The organism is Actinocorallia aurantiaca (assembly GCF_039533685.1).
GTDB classification, from domain to species: Bacteria; Actinomycetota; Actinomycetes; order Streptosporangiales; family Streptosporangiaceae; genus Actinocorallia; species Actinocorallia aurantiaca.
The window spans coordinates 282,382-302,867 of the sequence record NZ_BAAATZ010000002.1; the positions used below are offsets into that span (position 1 = coordinate 282,382).

20 protein-coding genes, 1 tRNA gene and 1 other RNA gene are annotated in these 20,486 nt (G+C 70.1%); 13 read left to right on the forward strand and 9 right to left on the reverse strand.

Translation table 11 applies throughout. The features are described 5' to 3' along the window. Positions 1-56 precede the first annotated feature (56 nt). From ABD327_RS02150 to ABD327_RS02170, 5 genes are read left to right on the forward strand one after another with little or no spacing between them, the layout of a single operon-like run. Complete coding sequence (locus ABD327_RS02150; RefSeq protein WP_344448356.1) at positions 57-1,022, forward strand: AfsR/SARP family transcriptional regulator; 966 nt, start codon at positions 57-59, stop codon at positions 1,020-1,022. Continuing rightward, a complete protein-coding gene (locus ABD327_RS02155; RefSeq protein ID WP_344448357.1) occupies positions 1,019-3,100 on the forward strand; it encodes a hypothetical protein in 2,082 nt (693 codons plus the stop codon). The genes ABD327_RS02150 and ABD327_RS02155 overlap by 4 nt, the downstream gene beginning before the upstream one ends. Next, the gene (locus tag ABD327_RS02160; RefSeq protein WP_344448358.1) at positions 3,097-4,353 is read left to right on the forward strand and encodes a hypothetical protein; all 1,257 of its coding nucleotides are present in this window, start codon (positions 3,097-3,099) and stop codon (positions 4,351-4,353) included. Before ABD327_RS02155 ends, ABD327_RS02160 begins: the two co-directional genes overlap by 4 nt. Continuing rightward, entirely contained in the window at positions 4,353-5,693 is a 1,341-nt protein-coding gene (locus ABD327_RS02165) for a DUF4407 domain-containing protein (protein ID WP_344448359.1), read from the forward strand. Before ABD327_RS02160 ends, ABD327_RS02165 begins: the two co-directional genes overlap by 1 nt. Positions 5,694-5,704: 11 nt before the next feature. Then, entirely contained in the window at positions 5,705-6,436 is a 732-nt protein-coding gene (locus ABD327_RS02170; protein WP_344448360.1) for a hypothetical protein, read from the forward strand. A gap of 148 nt (positions 6,437-6,584) precedes the next feature. On the opposite strand, the gene ABD327_RS02175 is transcribed toward ABD327_RS02170, so the two are convergent. Both ABD327_RS02175 and ABD327_RS02180 read right to left on the reverse strand, forming a co-directional pair. Further along, the gene (locus ABD327_RS02175; protein WP_344448361.1) at positions 6,585-8,945 is read right to left on the reverse strand and encodes a family 20 glycosylhydrolase; all 2,361 of its coding nucleotides are present in this window, start codon (positions 8,943-8,945) and stop codon (positions 6,585-6,587) included. A 131-nt stretch (positions 8,946-9,076) separates the two neighbouring features. Further along, the gene (locus ABD327_RS02180; protein WP_344448362.1) at positions 9,077-10,231 is read right to left on the reverse strand and encodes an ROK family transcriptional regulator; all 1,155 of its coding nucleotides are present in this window, start codon (positions 10,229-10,231) and stop codon (positions 9,077-9,079) included. A 176-nt stretch (positions 10,232-10,407) separates the two neighbouring features. Between ABD327_RS02180 and ABD327_RS02185 the strand changes: the two genes are divergently transcribed. After that, positions 10,408-10,890, forward strand: a complete 483-nt coding sequence (locus ABD327_RS02185) for a hypothetical protein (protein WP_344448363.1) — start codon at positions 10,408-10,410, stop codon at positions 10,888-10,890. Positions 10,891-11,119: 229 nt separating this feature from the next. Here the strand turns inward: ABD327_RS02185 and ABD327_RS02190 are convergent. Together ABD327_RS02190 and ABD327_RS02195 are read right to left on the reverse strand one after the other, a co-directional pair. Further along, positions 11,120-11,207, reverse strand: a tRNA-Ser gene (locus ABD327_RS02190). A 10-nt stretch (positions 11,208-11,217) separates the two neighbouring features. Then, on the reverse strand, positions 11,218-11,541 hold the full coding sequence (locus ABD327_RS02195) for a DUF952 domain-containing protein (protein ID WP_344448364.1): 324 nt from the start codon (positions 11,539-11,541) through the stop codon (positions 11,218-11,220). Positions 11,542-11,585: 44 nt separating this feature from the next. Here ABD327_RS02195 and ffs point away from each other — a divergent pair. The 5 genes from ffs to ABD327_RS02220 all read left to right on the forward strand — a co-directional run bounded on the left by ffs (position 11,586) and on the right by ABD327_RS02220 (position 15,304). After that, an RNA gene (gene ffs, locus ABD327_RS02200) (signal recognition particle sRNA small type) lies at positions 11,586-11,684 on the forward strand. Positions 11,685-11,706: 22 nt separating this feature from the next. Beyond that, positions 11,707-13,731, forward strand: coding sequence for a DNA polymerase III subunit gamma and tau (locus ABD327_RS02205; protein WP_344448365.1), 2,025 nt, complete (start codon positions 11,707-11,709; stop codon positions 13,729-13,731). Between the two features lie 67 nt (positions 13,732-13,798). Beyond that, on the forward strand, positions 13,799-14,149 hold the full coding sequence (locus tag ABD327_RS02210; protein ID WP_344448366.1) for a YbaB/EbfC family nucleoid-associated protein: 351 nt from the start codon (positions 13,799-13,801) through the stop codon (positions 14,147-14,149). A gap of 2 nt (positions 14,150-14,151) precedes the next feature. Further along, entirely contained in the window at positions 14,152-14,751 is a 600-nt protein-coding gene (gene recR, locus ABD327_RS02215; RefSeq protein ID WP_344448367.1) for a recombination mediator RecR, read from the forward strand. Beyond that, positions 14,744-15,304, forward strand: coding sequence for a DUF5063 domain-containing protein (locus tag ABD327_RS02220; protein WP_344448368.1), 561 nt, complete (start codon positions 14,744-14,746; stop codon positions 15,302-15,304). The genes recR and ABD327_RS02220 overlap by 8 nt, the downstream gene beginning before the upstream one ends. Before the next feature lie 57 nt (positions 15,305-15,361). Here the strand turns inward: ABD327_RS02220 and ABD327_RS02225 are convergent, their stop codons facing one another. Both ABD327_RS02225 and ABD327_RS02230 read right to left on the reverse strand, forming a co-directional pair. Beyond that, entirely contained in the window at positions 15,362-15,793 is a 432-nt protein-coding gene (locus ABD327_RS02225) for a nitroreductase family deazaflavin-dependent oxidoreductase (protein ID WP_344448369.1), read from the reverse strand. Then, on the reverse strand, positions 15,790-16,206 hold the full coding sequence (locus ABD327_RS02230; RefSeq protein WP_344448370.1) for a DUF6069 family protein: 417 nt from the start codon (positions 16,204-16,206) through the stop codon (positions 15,790-15,792). Before ABD327_RS02230 ends, ABD327_RS02225 begins: the two co-directional genes overlap by 4 nt. Positions 16,207-16,317: 111 nt before the next feature. On the opposite strand from ABD327_RS02230, the gene ABD327_RS02235 reads away from it, so the two are divergent. Next, positions 16,318-16,773, forward strand: coding sequence for a MarR family winged helix-turn-helix transcriptional regulator (locus tag ABD327_RS02235; RefSeq protein ID WP_344448371.1), 456 nt, complete (start codon positions 16,318-16,320; stop codon positions 16,771-16,773). 59 nt (positions 16,774-16,832) lie between these two features. Continuing rightward, positions 16,833-17,825 (forward strand): EamA family transporter, encoded by a 993-nt coding sequence (locus ABD327_RS02240; protein ID WP_344448372.1) that lies wholly within the window; start codon positions 16,833-16,835, stop codon positions 17,823-17,825. On the opposite strand, the gene ABD327_RS02245 is transcribed toward ABD327_RS02240, so the two are convergent. The 3 genes from ABD327_RS02245 to ABD327_RS02255 are packed head-to-tail and all read right to left on the reverse strand — an operon-like array spanning position 17,789 to position 20,413. Then, entirely contained in the window at positions 17,789-18,682 is an 894-nt protein-coding gene (locus ABD327_RS02245) for a CU044_5270 family protein (protein ID WP_344448374.1), read from the reverse strand. The genes ABD327_RS02240 and ABD327_RS02245 overlap by 37 nt on opposite strands. Continuing rightward, complete coding sequence (locus tag ABD327_RS02250; protein WP_344448375.1) at positions 18,679-19,236, reverse strand: RNA polymerase sigma factor; 558 nt, start codon at positions 19,234-19,236, stop codon at positions 18,679-18,681. The genes ABD327_RS02245 and ABD327_RS02250 overlap by 4 nt, the downstream gene beginning before the upstream one ends. Then, positions 19,217-20,413, reverse strand: a complete 1,197-nt coding sequence (locus tag ABD327_RS02255; RefSeq protein WP_344448376.1) for an acyltransferase family protein — start codon at positions 20,411-20,413, stop codon at positions 19,217-19,219. Before ABD327_RS02255 ends, ABD327_RS02250 begins: the two co-directional genes overlap by 20 nt. Positions 20,414-20,486: the final 73 nt, after the last annotated feature.

Here is a 20,486-nt window from a genome sequence, read left to right on the forward strand (position 1 = left end):
AGGGGAAGCGGACCGGGACCACGACCGGGAACGCGGCGCGCGCGAAGGAGAACGGAATGACGATCGAGCATCGGCCCGAGGTGCGGTTCACGCTCTTCGACACGGTCGGGGTGACCCGCGGCGGCGTTCCGCTTGACGCGGGCGGTCCGCAGCAGCGGCTGCTCCTGACCGTCCTGCTGCTGGCCGACGGCTGGGTGACCCGCAACCGGCTCCAAGAGTGCCTGTGGGACGACCCGGGCGCGGGTTCGCTCCAGGATCTGTACCGGCTGATCGGGAAGCTGAAGAAGCTGTTGGCCGAGGCGGGTCTGGAGAACGCGCTGGAGAACCGCGACGGACGGTACCGGCTGTCGGTTCCGCCTGGTTCGGTCGACGTCCGCCGGTTCCGCGCCCTGGTGGAGCAGGCCGCTGACTGCGACGAGACCGACGCCGAGCACGCCGCCGCCCTGCTGGAGGAGGCGCTGCGCATCGCGTCCGGGGAGCCGCTGGCCGATCTCGGCGGGCTGCGGATCGACGCCCAGCGGCAGGGCCTGGCCGAGGAGCTCCGCGCCGCCCGCGTGGAGCTGGAGCGCACCGCGTTGCGCCTGGGCCGGCACCGCGCCCGCGTCCCCCACCTGTTCGCCGCCCACCGCGCCGATCCCGGCGACGAGACCCTGGCGGGCCTGCTGATGATCTCCCTCTACCGGTCGGGCCGCCAGACCGAGGCGGTCCAGGTCTTCGGCGCCGTCCGTGACTTCCTGGTCGAGCAGGCCGGCATCGACGTGGGCCGCGACCTGTCCGCGCTCTACCAACGGATGATCAGCGGTGATCCCGGACTGGACGACCCCGCCGCCGACCCGCCCACCTCCCCCGAGGAGCCGGCGGGCGAGGGGCGGGCAGACGAGGGGCGGGCAGACGAGGGGCGGGAGAAGGAACCCCGATCGGCGGATCGGCCCACCACGATCCGCGCCGATTTCCACGAGCGGGTCGACGCCCGGTACGCCGTCTTCGGCGTCGCCCACTACTACGGGGAGGGCCGGAAGTGAGCGAGGACGTTGTCCCGGGCGGCGCCGAGGGCAAGAAGGACGAGCCGGATGCCGCGGCACACGGGACCGAGGGGGATTCCTCAAAATCGGACGAGGACGTCACCGAGGGCAAGTCGGTCACCTACATCCTCAACGAGTTCCACGAGCGGGTCTACGCGCCCGGGTCGGCGTTCGGCATGTCGAACCAGTCCGAGGCCTCCGCCGCGACCGGCCCGCTGGACGCCGAGCTCATCTCCACCACCATCCGCAGCTATGTCCGGCCCGCCCCCTACGCCGCCGCCCGCGCGGCGCTCGTCAAGCGGCAGGCCGTCGTCCTGTACGGGGCGCTCGGGCTCGGCAAGCGGACCGGCGCGATCGTCCTGCTGCGGCAGGTCCTGCCCGCGGACGCGCCCATCGTCTCCCTGGCGCCCTCGGTCACCCTGGAGGAGTTGGCCGACAAGCGTGACTTCCGCAAGGGCCACGGCTATGTGGTCTTCAACCGGTTCCGGGTGGATCGGGATCGTGAGATCGACCACCGGTGGAACGTCGTGCGCACCCGGGTCTGCAAGGCCGGGGCGTACCTCGTCGTCACCACACGCGAGTGGGACGGGTACGCGCCCGAGGCCGTCCAGCACATCGCCTGGGAGTGCCCGGACCAGGCCGAGGTGCTGCGCGCGAGGCTCGGCGAGGCCGCGACCGAGGAGATCATCGCGCAGATCGGCTCGCTGCTGCCGGAGGAGTACCGCATGGGCGACCTGGTGGAGGTGGCCCGGCGGGTGGCGCGGGGCGCCTCGGTGCCGGACGCGGTGGCCGAGGTGTTGCGCCAGGCCGAGCACGAGGACGTCGAGGAGTGGTTCTCGCGCGACCTGACACGTGATCAGGTCCTCGACATCACCACGCTGGCGTTCGTCACCGACGTCAACATCCGCGACTTCGAGACCTGCCGGGCGGGCCTGGACGCCCTGTTGCCCGCCCGCCCCGAGCCGCCGCCCGTCGATCCCGCCCAGCCAGGACCCGAGGCCCCCTTCGTGCCGCCGCGCGCGGACCGCCTGCTCAAGCACCCGCTGATCGGCCGGAAGCAGGTCGAGATCGACGGCGTGCCGCGACGGCTCCTGGTCTTCAAGGAACCCGGCTACCGGCGGCACGTCTTGGAGCGGCTGTTCGACGCCTACCCGATCGAGTTCTGGGACGCCGTCCGCGACTGGTTGCACGTGACCGTCGCCGACCGCGGCCTCCAACCGACCGTCGCCTCGGGCCTCGCCCTCCTGTCGCACTCGGCGTTCGAGGAGATCGAGGCGTCCTACCTGCGGCCGTGGGCCGACGCCAAGGCCGGCGTGGCCGGCCGTTACGCCGCCGCCTGGACCCTGTCCTTCATGTGCCTGGACGAGAACCTCTCGCCGATCGCGCTGCGCACGGTGAACCGCTGGGCTGCGCAGGGATCGAGCGAAGCCAGGCTCACCGCGATCATCGCTTTCACCGCGGACCTGGGCGTGCGCTACCCGTCCGAGGCGCCCAAACGGCTCTGGCAGCTCGTCAAGCAGGAGAACAACCTCAGCGAGGTCGCGGCGGCGGCGTTCGGGTGGCTGTTCGCCCGGCTCGTCGACCAGGAGGGCGGCGGACGTCAGGTGGTGAACCACCTGAGCGGGCAGCTCGCCGAGGCTCCCGAGCGACGACGGCGCGGTGCGCTCTACCGGGCCTCCCTGGTGGCGGCCCGGTCGGTCGTGACGGCCCGCAACCCGCGCACCGGACGTCCGGCGATCATGGAGTACCTCCGCGACCGGCCCGCGGAGATCCCGGCCGTCGCCGTGATGTGGGCGGCGCTCCTGCGCCACTGGCCGCTCCGGCACGAGGCGCTCAACGAACTGCACGCCGGGCTGCGCGCACTCGAGCCGATGACGCCGGACGCCCAGGAGCTGGCCCGCGCACTCGGCGACGCGCTGGGTGAGGCCCTGTCCGAGAAAGAGAAGACCCAGGTCGCCGCAGACTTCGCCAAACGGGTCCGCAACGCCGCGGGCCGCGGCCGTTCCCCCAAACTTGCCGAGATTCTCATCAAGGCCATGGAAGGGGCGCACCGCAAAAGAAGAGAGGAATACCCATGAACCAGCCCTATCCCATCGTCGAGATACGGGCGCTCGCGCCGGTCGGCAAATCCGGCGTGTTCGGCCTGGGCACGCGCCGCCGCGGCTGGGACGAGCTGCCGCCGCCACGCGCCAACCAGGCGCGGGTCTACCTCGTCGGCGGCCGCCACATCGTCGACAAGGGAAGGCTGGCCCACGACGACGAGACGGTCGTGGAGGCGACCGAGGTGACCGTCGTGGACCTCAGCCAGAACCGCAGCGTCGAGGTCGAGGTGGTCATTCCGTCGGCCGACGCCAACAAATTCACCGTCCAGGCGACGTTCCTGTGCACCGTGACCGACCCCGAACAGGTCGTCCGGCTGGGGCAGGCCGAGGCGCACGTCGTCCTACTGGGGTATCTGCGCCAGTACCACCGGCTGTTCCAGCTCGGTCTGGCCTACGGCATCTCGCAGGTCAACGAGGTGCGGCTGATGGTCCAGAGCCAGCTGGAGTCCTACTACGAGCACGTGCGGCCCGAGACCCCGGGTATGCGGGTGCTGCTCACGAGCATCGAAGTGCTCACGCCCGACGAGCTGGTCCACCACCACCGGACCCGGTTCGACAAGCAGCAGGGCCACCTCACCGCCACCACGCAGGCGACCCTCTCCAGTGATCTGGAGCTGATGAAGCAACGTCACGCCGAGGAGCTGGAGCTGACCCGCAAGCGGTTCGAGCTGCTGCTGGCCGAACAGCAGCACACCTTCGCCGTGGCCCAGCAGCGGAGCCGACAGGAGCTCGCCATGAGCGAGAACGCGTTCACCGTCGGGCAGGCCGAGATGATCCACGAGGCGGTCGGCGCCGACGCGGTCGGCCTGGCGCACTGGGCGATCCAGAAGGGCGAGATGACCGCGGCCGAGATGGTCGCCGGGCGGATGGAGCAAGAACGCGAGATCGAGGCGCGGCGCCGTGAGCTGGAGGACCGCCAGCACGCGCTGGAACACCAGCGGCAGGAATTCATGCGGGCCTCCGCCGACCGCCAGGACGTCTGGACGCGTGAGGACCGGATCACGGCCTTCTCCGCGCGGCTCGACCTGATGAAGGAACTGGCCAAGCACGGGCACCTCGACGAGATCAGCATCGAGGAGATCGACGCCTTCATGGACCGGCTGAACGGGCAGGCGAAGCAGGCCGAGATCGGTGCGGCCGAGGGCGTCCCCAAGGGTAAGCCCGAGGACGAGGCCGAGGACGAGCCCGAAGACAGCGGTCAGACGTCCTTCTCGGAGGACGACGCCTGATGACCACCACCTCCCCCCTCGCGACGACGCCCGACCTGATCCCGCCGTCCCGCCCGTCCGCCGAGTGGCCCGCCGAGCCGTCCTCGGGTGCCGGGCGCTGGCTGCGGGCCCGGATCGGGGTGGACGAGTCCGTCCTGGACCACACGCCGACGCTCCGGCCCTACTACACCAAGATCGGCGCTCTCGTCCTCACGATCAGCGCGCTGGCGGGCGCGTCGATGCTCCTCGCGCTGACCAAGTTCCTGGACGCGCCCTGGCCGCTGCTGATCCCACCGGCGGCCTTCTGGGGTTGGCTGATCTTCAGCATCGACAGCTGGCTGATCACCGGCATGCACGGCACGGCGGGCAGCAAGCGCGTGTTCCTGGTGCGTCTGGCGATGTCGGTCCTGCTCGGCGCGGTGATCGCGGAGCCGCTGCTGCTGAAGGTCTTCGAGCCGGCCATCCACCGGCAGGTCATGGAGGACCGGCAGGACGAGCGCGCGGACAAGGAGACCGCGCTGAACGCGTGCAATCCCATCCCCAAGGTCCGGCTGGACGAGGCCGCCCTGGCCCGCTGCCGAGCGGGCGGGATGCTGGTGTCGGTGGGCACCGATCCCGTCGCGATCTCCGAGAACATCACGACGCTGCAGGCCCGGCTCGTCGACAAGCGGAGCGAACTGGAAGACGACATGGATCGCCTCGGCACGAGCCAGAAGCTCGCCAACAGCGAGTGCAAAGGCGTCAAGACCGGGGAGACGACCGGCGTGGACGGCTACGGGCCCGAGTGCAGGCGGAAATACAAGAACGCGGCCAACTTGGAGCGCACGCTCAAGATCGGGCAACGCCAGCAGGAGATCTCCGATCTCCAAGACGACCTCAACGAACTCGTCGCCAAGAAGACGACGGCCGACGCCGCCTACGCTGGTGAGGTCAACAAAGCGATCAAGGACAAGCTCCCTGACGTAAATGGCCGCATCGGCCTGCTGGAGGAGCTCAAGGGCCTGGAGTCCCTGGCTTTCGGCAGCCTGACGGTGCTGATCGGGTCGATCCTCCTGCGGCTGATACTGATCCTCATCGACTGCCTCCCGGTGATCGCCAAACGCGTCGGCGGCCTCACCGCCTACGACCGCAACCTGGTCCTCGTCCTGGAGACCGACGAGGAGCTGCACAAGGTTCGCGACGACCTGCGCCGTCGCCGCCACCTCAAGCCCATGCACGCCGACCTCGACGAGTTCGACCGGCACGAGCGCACCCGCGAGCAGCGCCGTCGTGACGTCGCCGTACTCGAACGCGTCCAGCAGGACGACGAGCTCAACCGCCGTATCGATGAGACGGCCCGGCGCAAGCGGGGCGAGGTCTGAGGGGAGTGCCCATGTCCGAAGGCGACCATTTCGCGAGGCGCCTGCTGACCTCCGTCGACGCCCAGGGCTACGGCCCGAGTACCGACCGGCGGCAGGGCGGTATCCAACGTGCGCTCCTGGCGGTCCTTGATGATGCCGCCGCCCGTGCGGGTCTGCGCCGCGACCGCTGGGAACGCCAGGTGGCGGGCGACGGGGAGCTGGCCGTCCTGCCGCCGGACGAGCCGGAACCCCGTGTCGTGGACGACTACGTCATGTGCCTGGCCGGGGCACTCCGCCGCGCCAACCGCGACGGCCGCCGGCTCCGGCTGCGTCTGGCCGTCCACCATGGCACGGCCGTCCGCGGCGCGCAGAGCCACGACGGCGCGGGCGTCGTGGAGGTGAGCCGCCTGTGCGACAGCTCCGTCCTGCGTAACGCCCTCACTGCCTCGGAAGCCGACCTGGTCGTCCTCCTGTCAGAGCGGGTGTTCCAGGACGTCGTCCGCAACGAGTACACCTCCCTGTCCCCCTCCGACTTCCGAGAGGTCCGTGTGACTGTCAAGGAGTACGACCGTCCCGCCTACCTCTACCTCCCCGGCCACGACGCTCATTCTCTCGACCTGTCCGCCCCTGCTCCCCGAACGGCCGGACCATCCCCCGCCCCGGCGGGCCACCCGAACATCGCGAACGTCTTCCACGCCCCGGTGGACGCCCGAGGCAGCGTCTTCGGTCCCTACTTCGGGGACACGAGGTCACGCGAAGCCTGACGCGAAGGCCTGGTCGCCTGGCCTGGGGAGCTGTTGCAGGAGGTGCGGGCCAGGGCAACCGTGAGGAGCGCGGCGTGGCCGAGACCATCGTGGGCGGGGGCACGGGTGCCGGGATGCCTTCGCCCTCGATGGTCTCGGCCTGTGGCGGTTACGGGACGGTGATCTTGATCGGCGCCTCTGTCGGAACCTCGCCGGTCCGGCCCACCAGCAGTGTTCCCGTGTAGGTGCCCGCCTGGGTGAACGTCCGTGCGGAAGTGACCGTGAACGCCGCGTTGAGCCACATGTTCGGGATGCTCGCCGTCCGGGTCGTCGTCGGGGTGACGGTTTCGCGGGTGCCGTCCGACCAGGCGATGGCCGCCGTCAGGTCCGAGACGGCGGCGCCGGGAACCGTGACCGTCCAGGTGGCCCCGGTCCCGCCGACCGGGACGGACCGGGAGTTCCCGACCGCGACGGCCCGCCAGGGGACGTCCGCGCTGGGGAAGAAGTTGACCCCCCGCACGGTCATCCGCCCGCCCGCCACGGCCAGTCGCGCCGTGAAGTCGGTGAAGTTCCGGACGGACTGCGGCGACCATCCCGCCTCGGCGTTGGCGATCAACCGCGGGTAGGCGAAGTACTCGACCTGCCGCACTCCCCGCAGCCACTCGCCCCACTGCGCGGTCTCCACTCCGAGCACACTCGACTCCGCGATGCCGGAGATGAACGTCCCCGGATCGAGCGAGTAGTAGCCGGCCAGCGTGCACGGCCCGCCGCAGGCCCAGGTGCCGCCCTGCGGCTGCCGTGAATCCTGCCGCTGCGGGATGTAGGTGTAGGGCGCCGGAGAGAGGATCACCTTGGCTCCCCGCGTGGTGACGGCCGAAGCCACCGGGGCGGTACTCCCGTTCCAGTACTGGATCACCGAGTTGTTCGAGGGAAGCGCCGTTCCCGAGTACTCGTTCCATCCCACGACGGTCTTCCCGAGCCCGGCGACCTGCGCGGTGAAGGCGTTGATCATGGTCGTGTAGTTCGCCGAGGACGTCACCAGCGACTCGTCCCCGCCGATGTGCAGATACGGGCCCGGCGTCATCGCCGCGATCTGCGTCAGCACCCGCCGGGTGAACTCGTACGTCACGGGGTTGGCCGCGTCGAGCGACGAGTACCCCACCGAGCTGGTCCCGTTGGCCGGAACCGTCGTCGCCCCGGAGGCGAGCGCGGGCTTGGACCCGGCGCTGTTGAGCTGCGGGATCGCGTGCAGCGCGGCGTTCACATGGCCGGGCATGTCGATCTCGGGAACGACGGTCATCCCGTTGACGCCCGCATACCGCACGATCTCGGCGTAGTCCGCCTTCGTGTAGTACCCGGTGGCCCCGAGTTCGGTCCCCAGCATGGTCGTGCCGTTGTAGCTCGCGGCGGTCGCCCCGCTCACCGAGGTGAGCAGCGAATAATCGATCCCCGACGGATTGTCCGCCGGATCGTCGATCGCGATCCTCCAGCCCTGATCGTCGGTGAGATGCAGATGCAGCCGGTTGATCTTGTATGACGCCGCGGTGTCGATGAACTTCTTGATATCGGCGACGGGGTAGAAGCTCCGTGCCACATCGATCATCATCCCCCGGTACCCGAACCGCGGATAGTCGGTGATCGTCACGGCGGGCACGGTCCAGGAGGCCGCGACGACGGTCCGCGACTCGGCCCACTGCGGAAACAGCTGCCGCAGCGTCTGCACTCCGTTCAGCGCCCCGCCGGCCGAAGACGCAGCGATCTCGATCCGTCCGGGCGCCGCCGAAAGCGTGTAACCCTCGGGCTTCCCGGGCGGACCGTACCCCGAGCCGACCCGGATCACGATCGGCGCGGTCCCGCCGTCCGCCGTGGTGACGGGCAGAGCGTAACCGGTGGACGGCCGCAGCACCCCGGCCAGATAGTTCGCGGGAGCCTGCGCGTCCGCCCCCAACGCGACGATCGGGGAGGAAGACGACAGCGTGTACGGCGAACCGCCGGTCGTGGTCACCGAGACGGGCTTCGGCAGCAGACCGAGAACGGGCGCATCGGGAGCGTCCCAGATCTGGAACTCCGAGATCGAGTATCCGTAGGACGCCCACCGCTGATACCCCTGCATCCGCACATACCGCGTCGTCGCGCCGACCGCGATCGTGTCGGTACGCGGGCAGGTGGTGCGCTGCAACCGGCTGACGGTCGTCCAGGTGACCCCGTCACCCGAGGTCTGCAACGCGAAATCGCGCGCGCAGGCATTCGGCCACACGAGGGTCACATGGTCGACGTGGCTATTGGCCGCGAGCGCGACCTGCACCCAATTGTCGTCGGCGTACTTCGACGACCAACGCGTCGCGGTACTGCCGTCGTTGGCGTACGACGCGGCGAACGTCGCCGAGTCGAGCTCGATGCTCGAGGCCGAGGCGGTGCCCGCCAGGGCCAGATTGACGGGGGCGGCGGCCCGGGCCGGGCCGGTGACGAAGAGGGAGGCGACAGAGGCCACGGCGGCAACAGCGGCGGCCGTCCAACGGGAACGGAACATGCGGGGCTCCAACCGTTGCTGGTCGGTCATGAGGAAGAGAACGTCGCGGGGGGCACAGGACTCCGATCTATATTCCTGAGGGTTGACATTAATAGTGCCTATTCATGTAATGCAAGTAGGAATTATCGGAACTAGGGGCGGAGATGGCGGGGGATGGCGGGATCCTCGTTGAGGACCAGGGCGATCGCGCCCAACGCGGAGGCGGTCGCCCCCAGGTCGGCGGGGACGAGGTCGAGGGAGCGAGGGGTGCCCGGCAGCGCGAGCCCGGCCACGGCGGCACGGATCGGATCGAGCACCAGGCCGCCGAGCGAGGCGAACTCCCCGCCGACCACGACCCGGCGCGGGTCGAGCTGGACGATCGTGCCGGCGAGCGCCCTCCCCAGCAGGGCGCCGGCCTCGGAGACCCGCCGGGTGACGGCCGGTTCGCGGTCTCTCGCGGCCTCGATCAACGCGTCGAGGCCGTCGAGGATCACCCCGTCGGCGGCCAGGGCCGTCAGCAGCGCGGGCGAACCGATCAGGCCCTCCAGGCAGCCCCGGCTCCCGCAGTGGCAGGGCTCGCCGCCTGGGTCGATCGACACATGTCCGAGTTCGCCGGCCGTCCCGTGCGCCCCCCGCAGCAGCCGGCCCCCGGCGATGAACCCGCCGCCGACCCCGACCGACCAGCGCACGTAGACGACGTCGTCGACCGAGCGCGCAGCCCCCCAGGTCTTCTCGGCCAGCGCGGCCAGCCGCGCGTTGTTGTCGGCCTCGACCCGGGCGCCGAACTCCGCCCCGAGCCTTCCCGCGGCCCGCTCCCGGCGGGCGGGCCCGTCCACGAATCCGACCAGGCCGACTCCGATCGCCTCCAGCGCCCGCAGGCTGATCCCCCGCTCCTCGCACACCTTGTGGATGAGCGCGATCGCGCAGTCGAGCTGCTCGTCCTCGTCGGCGTCCGCCGGCAGATCGTCGACAGCGGTGGCCACGATTTCGTGGGCGACGTTGGCGACGGCCAGTCGGATCCGGCGGCGTCCCAGATCGAGCCCGATCAGCATGCCCGAGCCGGGGGCGAGCGTGATCCGGCCGGCCGGGCGGCCCCGGCCCCGTGGCAGATCGTCCTCGGGCAGGACCTCGGCGACGACACCGCGTTCGATGAGGTCGGCGATGATCGCGAACAGGGTCGTCCGGGACAGGCCGGTCCGCTCGGTCAACCGGCCCCGGCTCAGGGGGCCCTCCGTCCGCAGGGCCGCGAGAACCGTGTCCTCGTGCACCCGGCGCAACCGGTGCAACGCGTCAGTGGGCCTGTCCATGGCCAGATCATCGGTCATGGAAGCATTTACGTCAATGCTTCGGATTAATTACCGCTCGCGCTTGACGGGTGGAGTGCGCGGCCCAAAGCCTAATAAGGGCCCTGTTCCCGGTTGGCGGGAAGCAGCGCGACCGGGATCATCCGATCGGACGGATCCACCAGAACGGAGCATCACGTATGCCGCGTCTCTCGCTGTACGCCGTTTCCCTCGCTACCGGCCTCGTCCTGCTGAGCGGCTGCGGCCTCCTCGACGGCGCGGACGAGAAGTCCTCGACGAGCGGGACGCCGTCGGCTCCGGCGGCCCCCACGGATGCCGACGCGGTCCCGGCGACGCCGTCCGGCTCGGATCCCGCGCAGCCCGCGCCCGCCGGTGGCTTCGAGAGCCCGCAGGCGGCCGTCCAGGCCCTGATCGACGCCTGGAACAAGGGCGACAAGCAGGCCGCGCTCAAGGCCGCAGGCCCCAACACGGTCGAGAAGGTCTTCGCGGGCGTCGTCAACGTCGACGCGAAAATCGAGGGCTGCCAGAAGGGCAGTGAATCGGGTGTGTCCTACGCCTGGGACTGCTACTACCGCTACGACGGCGGCTCCTCCCACTTCTACGTCGACCCGTACCCCGCGACCAAATGGCGCGTCGTCAACTTCACGCAGGTCGCCGACTGAAAGCGCCGATGCGGACAGGCCTCACCCCGGACGGGCGCATGGTCGCTGGTCCTGCCGGTGAAGCCTCGGATGAGACTGAGAACGAGACTGGAAGATCGACGAAGGCCGGTGCCCACAGGACACCGGCCTTCGGTCCGCCCGGCCGGGTGGTCTCCGAGGGGAGAACAAACAAAGGCCCCGTCAGCGGTTTCCCGCGAGGGGCCTTCGTTTCAGTGCCCGGCGAGGCACTTGGCGGAGGATACGAGATTCGAACTCGTGAGGGCTTGCACCCAACACGCTTTCCAAGCGTGCGCCCTAGGCCACTAGGCGAATCCTCCGTCGGACAGCTTACCGGGTGTCGGGGAGTGGACGGACCTCTATTACGGCGGACTTGGGGAGGGGGCCGTACAGGTGGGGGTAGAGGTCGGCCGGGTCCTCGGGGGAGGGCTCGAAGCGGATGTCCAGGTGGCGGGGGTCGATCGTCAGGACGAGGAGGTCGGGGACGCCCTGGTAGTAGCGGGTGAGGACGCGGTCCAGCTGGTCCTCGGTGGCGGAGCAGTGGATGAAGCCCTCCTCCTCCAAAGTCCTGTCCAGAGTGGACATCGTGTAGGGAGTGGCGTCGGTCACACCGGCCCAGGCGGAGCGGGTGGCGACATGGAAGATCTGGGACATGGGCCGGACTGTACGCGGCTCGGGGGCGGATGCCATAGACTCTTGGCGGACCCCTCGCGTGGCGTCATCTTGTGAACCTCCCCAGGGCCGGAAGGCAGCAAGGATAAGCAGGCTCTGGCGGGTGCGCGGGGGGTTCCTTTGCTTCAAGTACGGACGGGGCCCGTGATGAGTCTTGCTCTCTACCGCAAGTACCGGCCGGCCACCTTCGGAGAGCTGAAGGGCCAGGAACACGTCGCGGAGCCGTTGCAGCAGGCTCTGCGCAACGGCCGGATCAACCACGCCTACCTCTTCAGCGGGCCGCGCGGATGCGGGAAGACGTCCAGTGCGCGGATCCTCGCCCGGTCGCTGAACTGCGTGGAGGGACCCACCCCCGACCCGTGCGGGGTGTGCGAGTCGTGCGTGGCGCTCGGGCCCGGCGGAGCCGGCCACCTGGACGTGATCGAGATCGACGCCGCCTCCCACGGTGGTGTGGACGATGCCCGCGACCTGCGGGAAAGGGCCTTCTTCGCGCCGGTCTCGTCCCGGTTCAAGGTGTACATCATCGACGAGGCCCACATGGTCACCCGGGAGGGCTTCAACGCCCTGCTGAAGCTCGTCGAGGAGCCCCCGCCGCACCTGAAGTTCGTGTTCGCGACGACCGAGCCGGAAAAGGTCATCGGGACGATCAGGTCGCGCACCCACCACTACCCGTTCCGGCTGATCCCGCCCAAGACTCTGCAGGAACTGCTGGAGGAGATCCTCCAGGCGGAGAAGGTCCCGTACGAGGAGACGGCGCTGCCGCTGGTCGTCCGGGCGGGCGCCGGGTCGGCGCGCGACTCGCTGTCGATCCTGGACCAGCTGCTCGCCGGGTCCGACGAGGCCGGTATCACCTACACGCGGGCCGTCTCCCTGCTGGGCTACACCGACGCGGCGCTGCTCGACGTGGTCGTCGACGCGTTCGCCGCGCGGAACGGCGCGGCGGTGTTCGCGGCGATCGACCAGGTGGTCGAGAGCGGCCAGGACCCGCGCCGCTTCACCGCCGACCTGCTGGGCCGCTTCCGCGACCTGGTGATCATGGCGAACGTCCCGGACGCGACGAAGAGCGGGCTGATCGACGGCCCCGCCGACGAGCTGGAGCGCATGACGGCGCAGGCCGCGGCGCTGGGGCCCGCCGACCTGACGCGGGCGGCCGACCTGCTGCACGCCGGGCTCACCGAGATGCGGGGGGCGACGTCCCCGCGGCTCCTGCTGGAGCTGATCTGCGCCCGGATCCTGCTGCCCGGCGCCTACAACGACGAGGCGGCGCTGCTGGCCCGCCTCGACCGGCTGGAGCGGAGCGGCCCGCCGGCCCAGGTGGCCACGGCCCAGGTGGCCACGGCCCAGGTGGCCACGGCCCAGGTGGCCGCCCCCCGCGTGGAGGCGTCCCCGCCGCCCAGGGCCGTCGAGCCCCGGCCCGCGATCCCGGAGCCGGCGCCCCACGTGCCCGAGCCGGCGCCCCGCGCGCCGGAGCCCGCCCGGGCCCGTCCGGCTGCCCGGCAGGAGTCCAGGCCGGCCCCGTCCCGTCCGGCGGCGAACGACGGCTGGGGGGCTCCCGTGGAGTCCCCGGCTCCGGCGGCACCCGCGGCGGCTCCGCCCTCCTCGGGCGGGGTGGACGTGAACGTGGTCCGGCAGCGCTGGCCGCAGATCCTCGACGCGGTACAGCAGAAGAGCCGCGTCGCGTGGATGACGATCATGGAGGGCGTCACCCCGGCGGCCGTGGACGGCAACCTCCTGACGATCGCGTTCGCGAACGACGGCAAGCGCAAGAACTTCACGATGGGCCGCCGCGAGGGGGTGCTCGCCGAGGTGCTGAGGGAGCAGCTCGGCGTGGACTGGCGGATCGACGCGGTCCTCGGCGGCGCCGTCCAGCCCTCGGCGCGTCCGGCGTCGGCTCCGCCGCCTCCGACATGGGAGCAGCCCCGGCAGGCTCCGGAGCGCCGTCCGGCCCCGGCTCCCGCCCCGGCCGCGGCGGCGGCGCCCGTCCGGCCGTCGGCTCCGCAGCCTTCCGTGCCGCAGCCGTCCGAGCCGCTACCCCCGCCGCCCGAGGCCCCGATGGACGAGGGCGATGATGAAGAGGTCGGCGCCCCGCCGGCGAGCGAGGCGGTCAGCGGGATGGCTCTGATCCAGCGGGAGCTGGGCGGCCAGGTCATCAGGGAGATCGACAACTCCTGAGGGTCCCCGGGTCGTATCGCTTTGCGGGCCGACGCCGTAGTCTCGTAAGTCCGAGTCAGGGGAGGGGATGACTGTGGAACCCGGTGGCCAGCTCGATTTCCAGGCGCTGCTTCAGCAGGCGCAGAAGATGCAGGAACAGCTGTTCGCCGCCCAGGAGGAGCTGGCGCGGGCGGAGGTCGAGGGCAGTGCGGGCAACGGCCTGGTGAAGGCGAGGGTCAACGGGCAGGGCGAGGTCGTGGAGATCGTCATCGACCCGAGGCTGATCGACGCCGGTGATCCGGCGGAGACCGCCGAGACCGTGGCCGATCTCGTGGTCGCCGCGATCCGCGAGGCGACGAACACGGCCGCGGAGCTGCAGCAGGAAAAGATGGGTCCACTCACTCAGATGCCCGGGATGCCGGGATTGCCGGGGTTTTAAGTATGTACGAAGGCGTGGTCCAGAACCTGATCGACGAGCTGGGAAGGCTCCCGGGCGTCGGGCCCAAGGGCGCCCAGCGCATCGCCTTCCACCTGCTCAACGCCGACCCCGCCGATGTGCTCCGGCTGGCCGACGCGCTGCGCGAGGTGAAGGACAAGGTCAGGTTCTGCCGGATCTGCGGGAACGTCGCCGAGGACACCGAATGCCGGATCTGCCGTGACGTACGGCGGGACCGGGCGGTCATCTGCGTGGTCGAGGAGTCCAAGGACGTCATCGCGGTCGAGAAAACCCGGGAGTTCCGTGGCACTTATCACGTCCTGGGCGGAGCGATCAGCCCGATTGAGGGGGTAGGTCCGGAAGACCTCCGGATCCGTGAGCTCATGCAACGGCTCGCGGACGGGGAGGTGACCGAGCTGATCCTCGCCACCGACCCGAACCTGGAGGGCGAGGCTACGGCGACGTACCTGGCCCGCTTGGTGAAACCGATGAACCTGAAGGTGACCCGGCTCGCCAGCGGCCTGCCGGTGGGCGGGGACCTGGAGTACGCCGACGAAGTCACGCTGGGACGCGCTTTCGAAGGACGGAGACTGCTCGATGTCTAGTGAGAACACCCCCAAGGACTGGACCGACCTCGCGGGGCGGGTGGTCGTGCACGTGGAGAACTACCTCGCGGGCCTGGAACGCTGCGCCCGGGGGGAGGGAGGCCAGCAGACGGTCTCCCTGCTCCTGCTCGAGGTCTCGCAGATCATGCTGGCCGGCGCGCAGCTCGGCGCCAGCCCCGACGTCGTGCTCCCCGACAACTGGGAGCCCGAGATGAGCGAGGACCCCGATCTGGACGCCGTCCGCCAGGGCCTGGCCGAGCGCCTGGCCGTCGTGGACGAGTACACCGAGGTCTTCGACCCGTACAAGGACCCCGAGCTCACGTCCTACCGCCTGTCCGACGACCTGGTGGACATCGCGTCCGACCTCGTCCACGGCCTGCGCCACTACCAGGCCGACCGCCCGATGGAGGCCCTGTGGTGGTGGCAGTACAGCTACCTCAACCACTGGGGCAACCACGGCGGCGCCGCCCTGCGGGGGCTGCACGCGGTCGTCTCCAACGTCCGCCTCCAGGTGGCCGAGGAGGACGTCAACGAGGCGCTCGTCACCATCTGAGCCTCTTCGACGAGCAGTGTCGTCGCCTGCCACCGGGCGCGAAGGCCCGGTGGCGGCTCAGACCCGTTCCAGGATCACCAGCGGGATCTCCCGTTCGGTCTTGGCCTGGTAGCCCTCGTACGTGGGAAAGACCGAGGCCATCAGCGCCCAGAGCGCCGGCTTCTCCTCCGCTGACGCGGTACGTGCCCGCGCGGCGAACTTCTCTGCTCCGACCTGCACCGCGACGTCCGGGTCCGCGGCCAGGTTGAGATACCAGGAGGGGTGCTCGTCCGCCCCGCCGTTCGACGCCACCAGCAGGTGGCGGTCCCCGTCCCGGCCGTAGATGAGCGCCGTACGGCGCAGCAGCCCCGATTTCCGCCCGCGCGTGGTGAGCAGCAGCGTGGGCAGCCCCTGGTAGAGGTGCCCCTTCTTCCCGTCGGTCTCGACGTACTGACGGATGTGCTTGGCGACCCAGCCCGTGGCGTTGTCGACGATCTCCTCCGCCGTCACCGGTTCTCCTTCCGGGTCCGCCAGAAGGCAGGGATGAGGACGCCGCCGACCGCGAGGTGCGCGACCGCGAGCACGGCCTTGGATCCGCCGGTCGCCTCCACGCCGGTCAGCGGGAGGAACGACAGGACCAGGACGATCAGGGCGACGACCGTCCAGATGAGAGCGGCGCGGGAGGTCGTCTTCTCCAGGACGGCGAGCAGCGCCCATCCCAGGAGCGAGGAGACCAGGGAGAAGATCGCGAAGGCGGCGAATCCGAGGTCCATCGGTTCCCGGTCAGGCTGTTCGACGATCAGGTCGTTGCCGAGCAGGGGATCGCCCACCGCCCAGACCACGACGGCCGCCGCGACCGCTCCCGCCACCGCGAGGGCGCGGTCCCGTCTCCGCGATCCGGCCGTTCGGGGGGTGTCCGTCATACCGACTCCTTAAGCTCATGGATATTTCAGTTCCTGAACTACTCGGGATCATAGGGCATTACTTCAGGACCTGAACAGTCGAGCTGGTGAAGTGCCGTCTATGCTGGCGGAATGAGCACGCAGGCCGACCCGACCATGGACGAGCTGACCGACCTGGTCTTCCTCGCGGCGGGACGGCTGCGCGGCGGGTTCAACACGGCGGCGGCGGAGCTGGGACTCCCTCCCGCACAGGCCCTCGTGCTGACCAACCTGTCGGCCCCCGCCCCGATGCGCGACCTGGCCGAGTGGCTGTCGTGCGAGCCCTCCAACGTGACGGGCATCGTCGACGGCCTGGAACGCCGGGGCCTGGTCATCCGCCGCCCCGCCCCCGCGGACCGCCGCGTCAAGCACGTGGTCCTCACCGAGGAGGGCGAACGCAGACGCGAGGAGCTCCTCGCCCGCAGCCGCGCCCAGGCCCGGGCCCTCTTCGAGCCGATCGGCCCGGACAAGGAGCGCCTGCGCGACCTGCTCGCCGCGGTTCTGGCCGGTTCCCCCGACCCCGGGAAGGGCCACGCCTGCGACCGGTGACCTCCACGACGGCCGTGCCGCGGGCTTTCCCGTAAGCGGAGGTCAGTAGTGATCATCACTTGGCCACTGTCATCATGAGCGGCATGACGGTGACGGGCGAGACGAAGCGGGACAGGAGCGCGTTCCTCGGGATCGCGCTCCTTTCGGCGCTCATGTTCGGGAGCTCCGGGATCGCGGCCAAGCCGCTGATCTCGGCCGGGCTGTCACCGGTGCACGTGGTGTGGCTGCGGATCGCGGGCGCCGCGCTGGTGCTGTCGCCGCTGGCCTGGCGGCACCGGGCGCTGGTACGGGAGCGGCCCGCCCTGCTCGCCGCGTTCGCGCTGCTGGGGGTCGCGGGAGTGCAGGCGTTCTACTTCGCGGCGCTGTCGCGGATCCCGGTCGGGGTCGCGCTGCTGGTGGAGTACCTGTCCCCGGTGATCATCCTCGGCTGGGTGCGGTTCGTGCGCGGCAGGGCGGTGACGGCCCGCGCGGCGCTGGGCGCGGTCCTGGCCGTCACCGGACTCGCCTGCGTGGTCGAGGTGTGGGCGGGGCTGGGCTTCGACTCCCTCGGGCTGGTGTTCGCGCTGTGCGCGGCCTGCTGCCAGGCCGGGTACTTCCTCCTGGTCGATCAGGGCGGGTCGGACGGGCGGAGCGAACCCGACCCGATCGGGCTGATCGTCTACGGCTTCCTCATCGGAGCGGCCATGCTGACCGTTCTCGTCAGGCCGTGGGAGATGGACTTCACGGTGCTGAAGGGCACCGCCGAACTGGGGACGACGTCCGTTCCGGCCCTCCTGCTGCTGGGCTACCTGGTCCTCGTCGCCACGGTCTTCGCCTACGTGACCGGCGTGGTGTCCGTGCGGGGACTGTCCGCCCCGGTCGCGGGGGTCGTGGCCTGCCTGGAGGCGGTCATCGCCGTCACGCTCGGCTGGTTCCTGCTCGGCGAGCACCTGTCGGCGCCGCAGCTCATCGGCGGCGCGATGGTCCTGGCCGGAGCCTTCGTCGCGCAGACGACGGCCCCGGCCGGTGGGAGGGATCAGGACGGCGGGGTGTCGGTCCAGCCGGCCTTGTAGAAGGTCCTGATCTGCAGCATCGTCTGGTCTCCAAGAGTCTGGAAGCCCTCCCACTGCAGAACGGCGGAGGTCGCGGGGTCGATGATGAGCTCGTGCCGGTTCTCGCCATTGGTGATGGCCAGGGCCGTGCCCTCCCGTCCGGCGTTGTCCCGTACGGTCCCCAGTTCCTCAGCCTCGGGCAGGCCGGCCAGGGAGCGGAGGACCGCGGCCCGGATCTTCGGCGGGGCGAACTGTTCGAGGAGCAGGTCGATCATGCAGGAGGTCAGGAGGTGCTCCCCGTATTCAGGGGGCTTTGGACCGCCTTGGTCGTCCGGCCTCATCCGACGGAGTTCGGCACGCAGCGCGTTCGGTTCCGTGGGGAGGTCCTGGATCTCCCGGTAGCTCACCTTCTTGCCGCAGACGTTGAGTCGGTTCTTTCCCGGTGCCTTTCTGAGCTTGTCAGGAGGCGAGATGGACCTGAGCCACATCCGCCCGTCGCGGGTCGTCCAGGCTTCACCGGTGCCGTCCATGTCAGGGGGGCTGTCACGGTTCCTCGCCAGGGTGTAGCGGGACTTGACGTACCAGTACTTTCCAGAACCCCACGAGGCGGTCTCGGCCCGTTCGGCCGCCGTCTGCAAGGCCGACGCCGGGTCGTGTGGTTTGACCAGCACCTGCTCGCCGCCCCCCGTCATGAAGACGGCCGCCGCCGCAACACCTGAGACGAGCGTGAGGAAACCGCCCAACCCGCCGAACAGCATGCCGCGGCGCGGGCGTCGGGTCGTGTCGGCCTGCCGCAGTCTGCGCCTGCCGGCGTCGACGGTCTCAGCGGACGGCCCGGTCTTGGCGAGCAGGTCCGCGACCATCTGGACCTCCCTCATTTCTCCTCCAGAATGTCGCGAAGCTTGGCGCGGCCCCGGCTGAGCCGGGAACCGACCGTTCCGTACGAGACGCCGAGTGCTTCGGCGATCTCCTCATGGCTGAGCTGGCCGAGTGCGAGCAGCAGGAGAACGTCCCGCTCACCGCGGTTCAGCTTGGTGAGCGCCTTGGCCAGCGTCGGTTTCAGCGCCTGCGCCGAGACCGCCGCGACGACCCGCCCCTCGTGGCTGTCGGCGTCCGGCTCGGCCCCCGCTCGAGCCAGCGCCCGGTAGTGCCGCAGCTCCGATCTCCGATGTCGCCGCACGAGATTGGTGGCGACACCGAACAGCCACGGCCTGACCGAACCGCGCTCCGGATCGAACTTCTTCCGGTTCCGGAACGCCACGAGGAACGTCTCGGCGGCCAGATCGTCGGCGACCTGCACGTCGACGCGTCCCGCCACGTAGCGGTAGACGTCGTGGAAGTACCGGTCGTAGACGGCCGTGAACTCCTCCGCGCCGCCGTGCAGCCCCGAGACGGGCCGTGTCTCGCTGAGCTCATCGAGCGCTTCGCCCATCCGGAACCGCCTTTCTCTCACCGGTCTGCTCACACCTGTACTTGTCCGGAGCCTCTGTCCGCTTTCCCGGCCGTCGTCCGAGGTGTTGGAAGGGCTGCTCGACCAGGTCGTGGCTCAGGGCGCTGAACAAGATGGAGATCGGGAGGATCACGGTGAGGACGAGCCAGAAGTCGCCCAGGAAGAAGGAGCGTTCGGTCAGCTGGTACCAGGCGATCAGGACGGGCATGTGCCACAGGAACAGGCCATAGGAGATCCGGCCGAACTCCATGAGGAGGCGGTTTCCGAGTAGGACGCGGTTGAAGGCAAGGTCCGGAGCGAGGGCCGCGGGGGCGACGGCTGCCAACGCGACGAGCGGGGTGAGGACGGTGGCCACCAGGTACTGGTGGGAACTCTGCGGGCCGGACAGCGGGGTGGCCAGCGGAGTCGAGAGCAGGGCCAGGCCGCAGAGCGCGACCACTTGGCCGAGGCCTGGGGAGGCCGCTATCCGTGCGGCGACGGCGCCGGGACGTTCGGCCACGACGGCGAGAGCCATTCCTAGCGCGAAGTGGACGAGGGAGCGGGGCAGCAGATGCTCGGAGTAGAAGATGAACGGGAGTTCGGCGACGTAGCGCAGTACCGCCGTCCACACCACGGATGCCACGGCCAGGCCGGACGTGATGACGAGCAGCCGCCGCGCCGATCCCCGGCACGAGCGGTGCATTCCCCAGGCCAGCAGGGGCAGCAGCAGGTAGAAGCAGACCTCGACGGACAGGCTCCAGAGCATGAGAAGGTTCGTGCCCTCCCACCAGCGGCTGGGGGCGTAGGGGTGGGTCAGGGTGATGAACTCCAGCCAGACGAGGGGGCGTTCCGCCTGAGGTGATGCGGAAAGCCGGAACGCCACCGGAAGCACGAGCCAGTAGGCGGGGAGAATGCGAAGCGCCCGGCGCTGGAAATAGCGCCTGACATCGGGAAAGCCGGTGCCGTCCAACGTGGCCCGCGCGAACGGTCGGTAGAGCAGAAGGCCCGACAGGAGGAAGAAGAGCGGCACCCCGATGCTGCCGGTGTCCAGCAGCCGCCAGCCGAAGCCGGCATATCTGACGACTCCCGTCGCGTCGCCCACGTGGACGCAGACGACGAGCAGGATGGCGACACCCCGCAGCCCGTCCAGCACCGCGATTTTCTCCGAAGAAGAGATCACCGGGCCATGATCAGGTAATTCGGTGGGTATTTTAAGGAATGGTGTGAGGGACGGGAAAAGATCCCGGAATCGA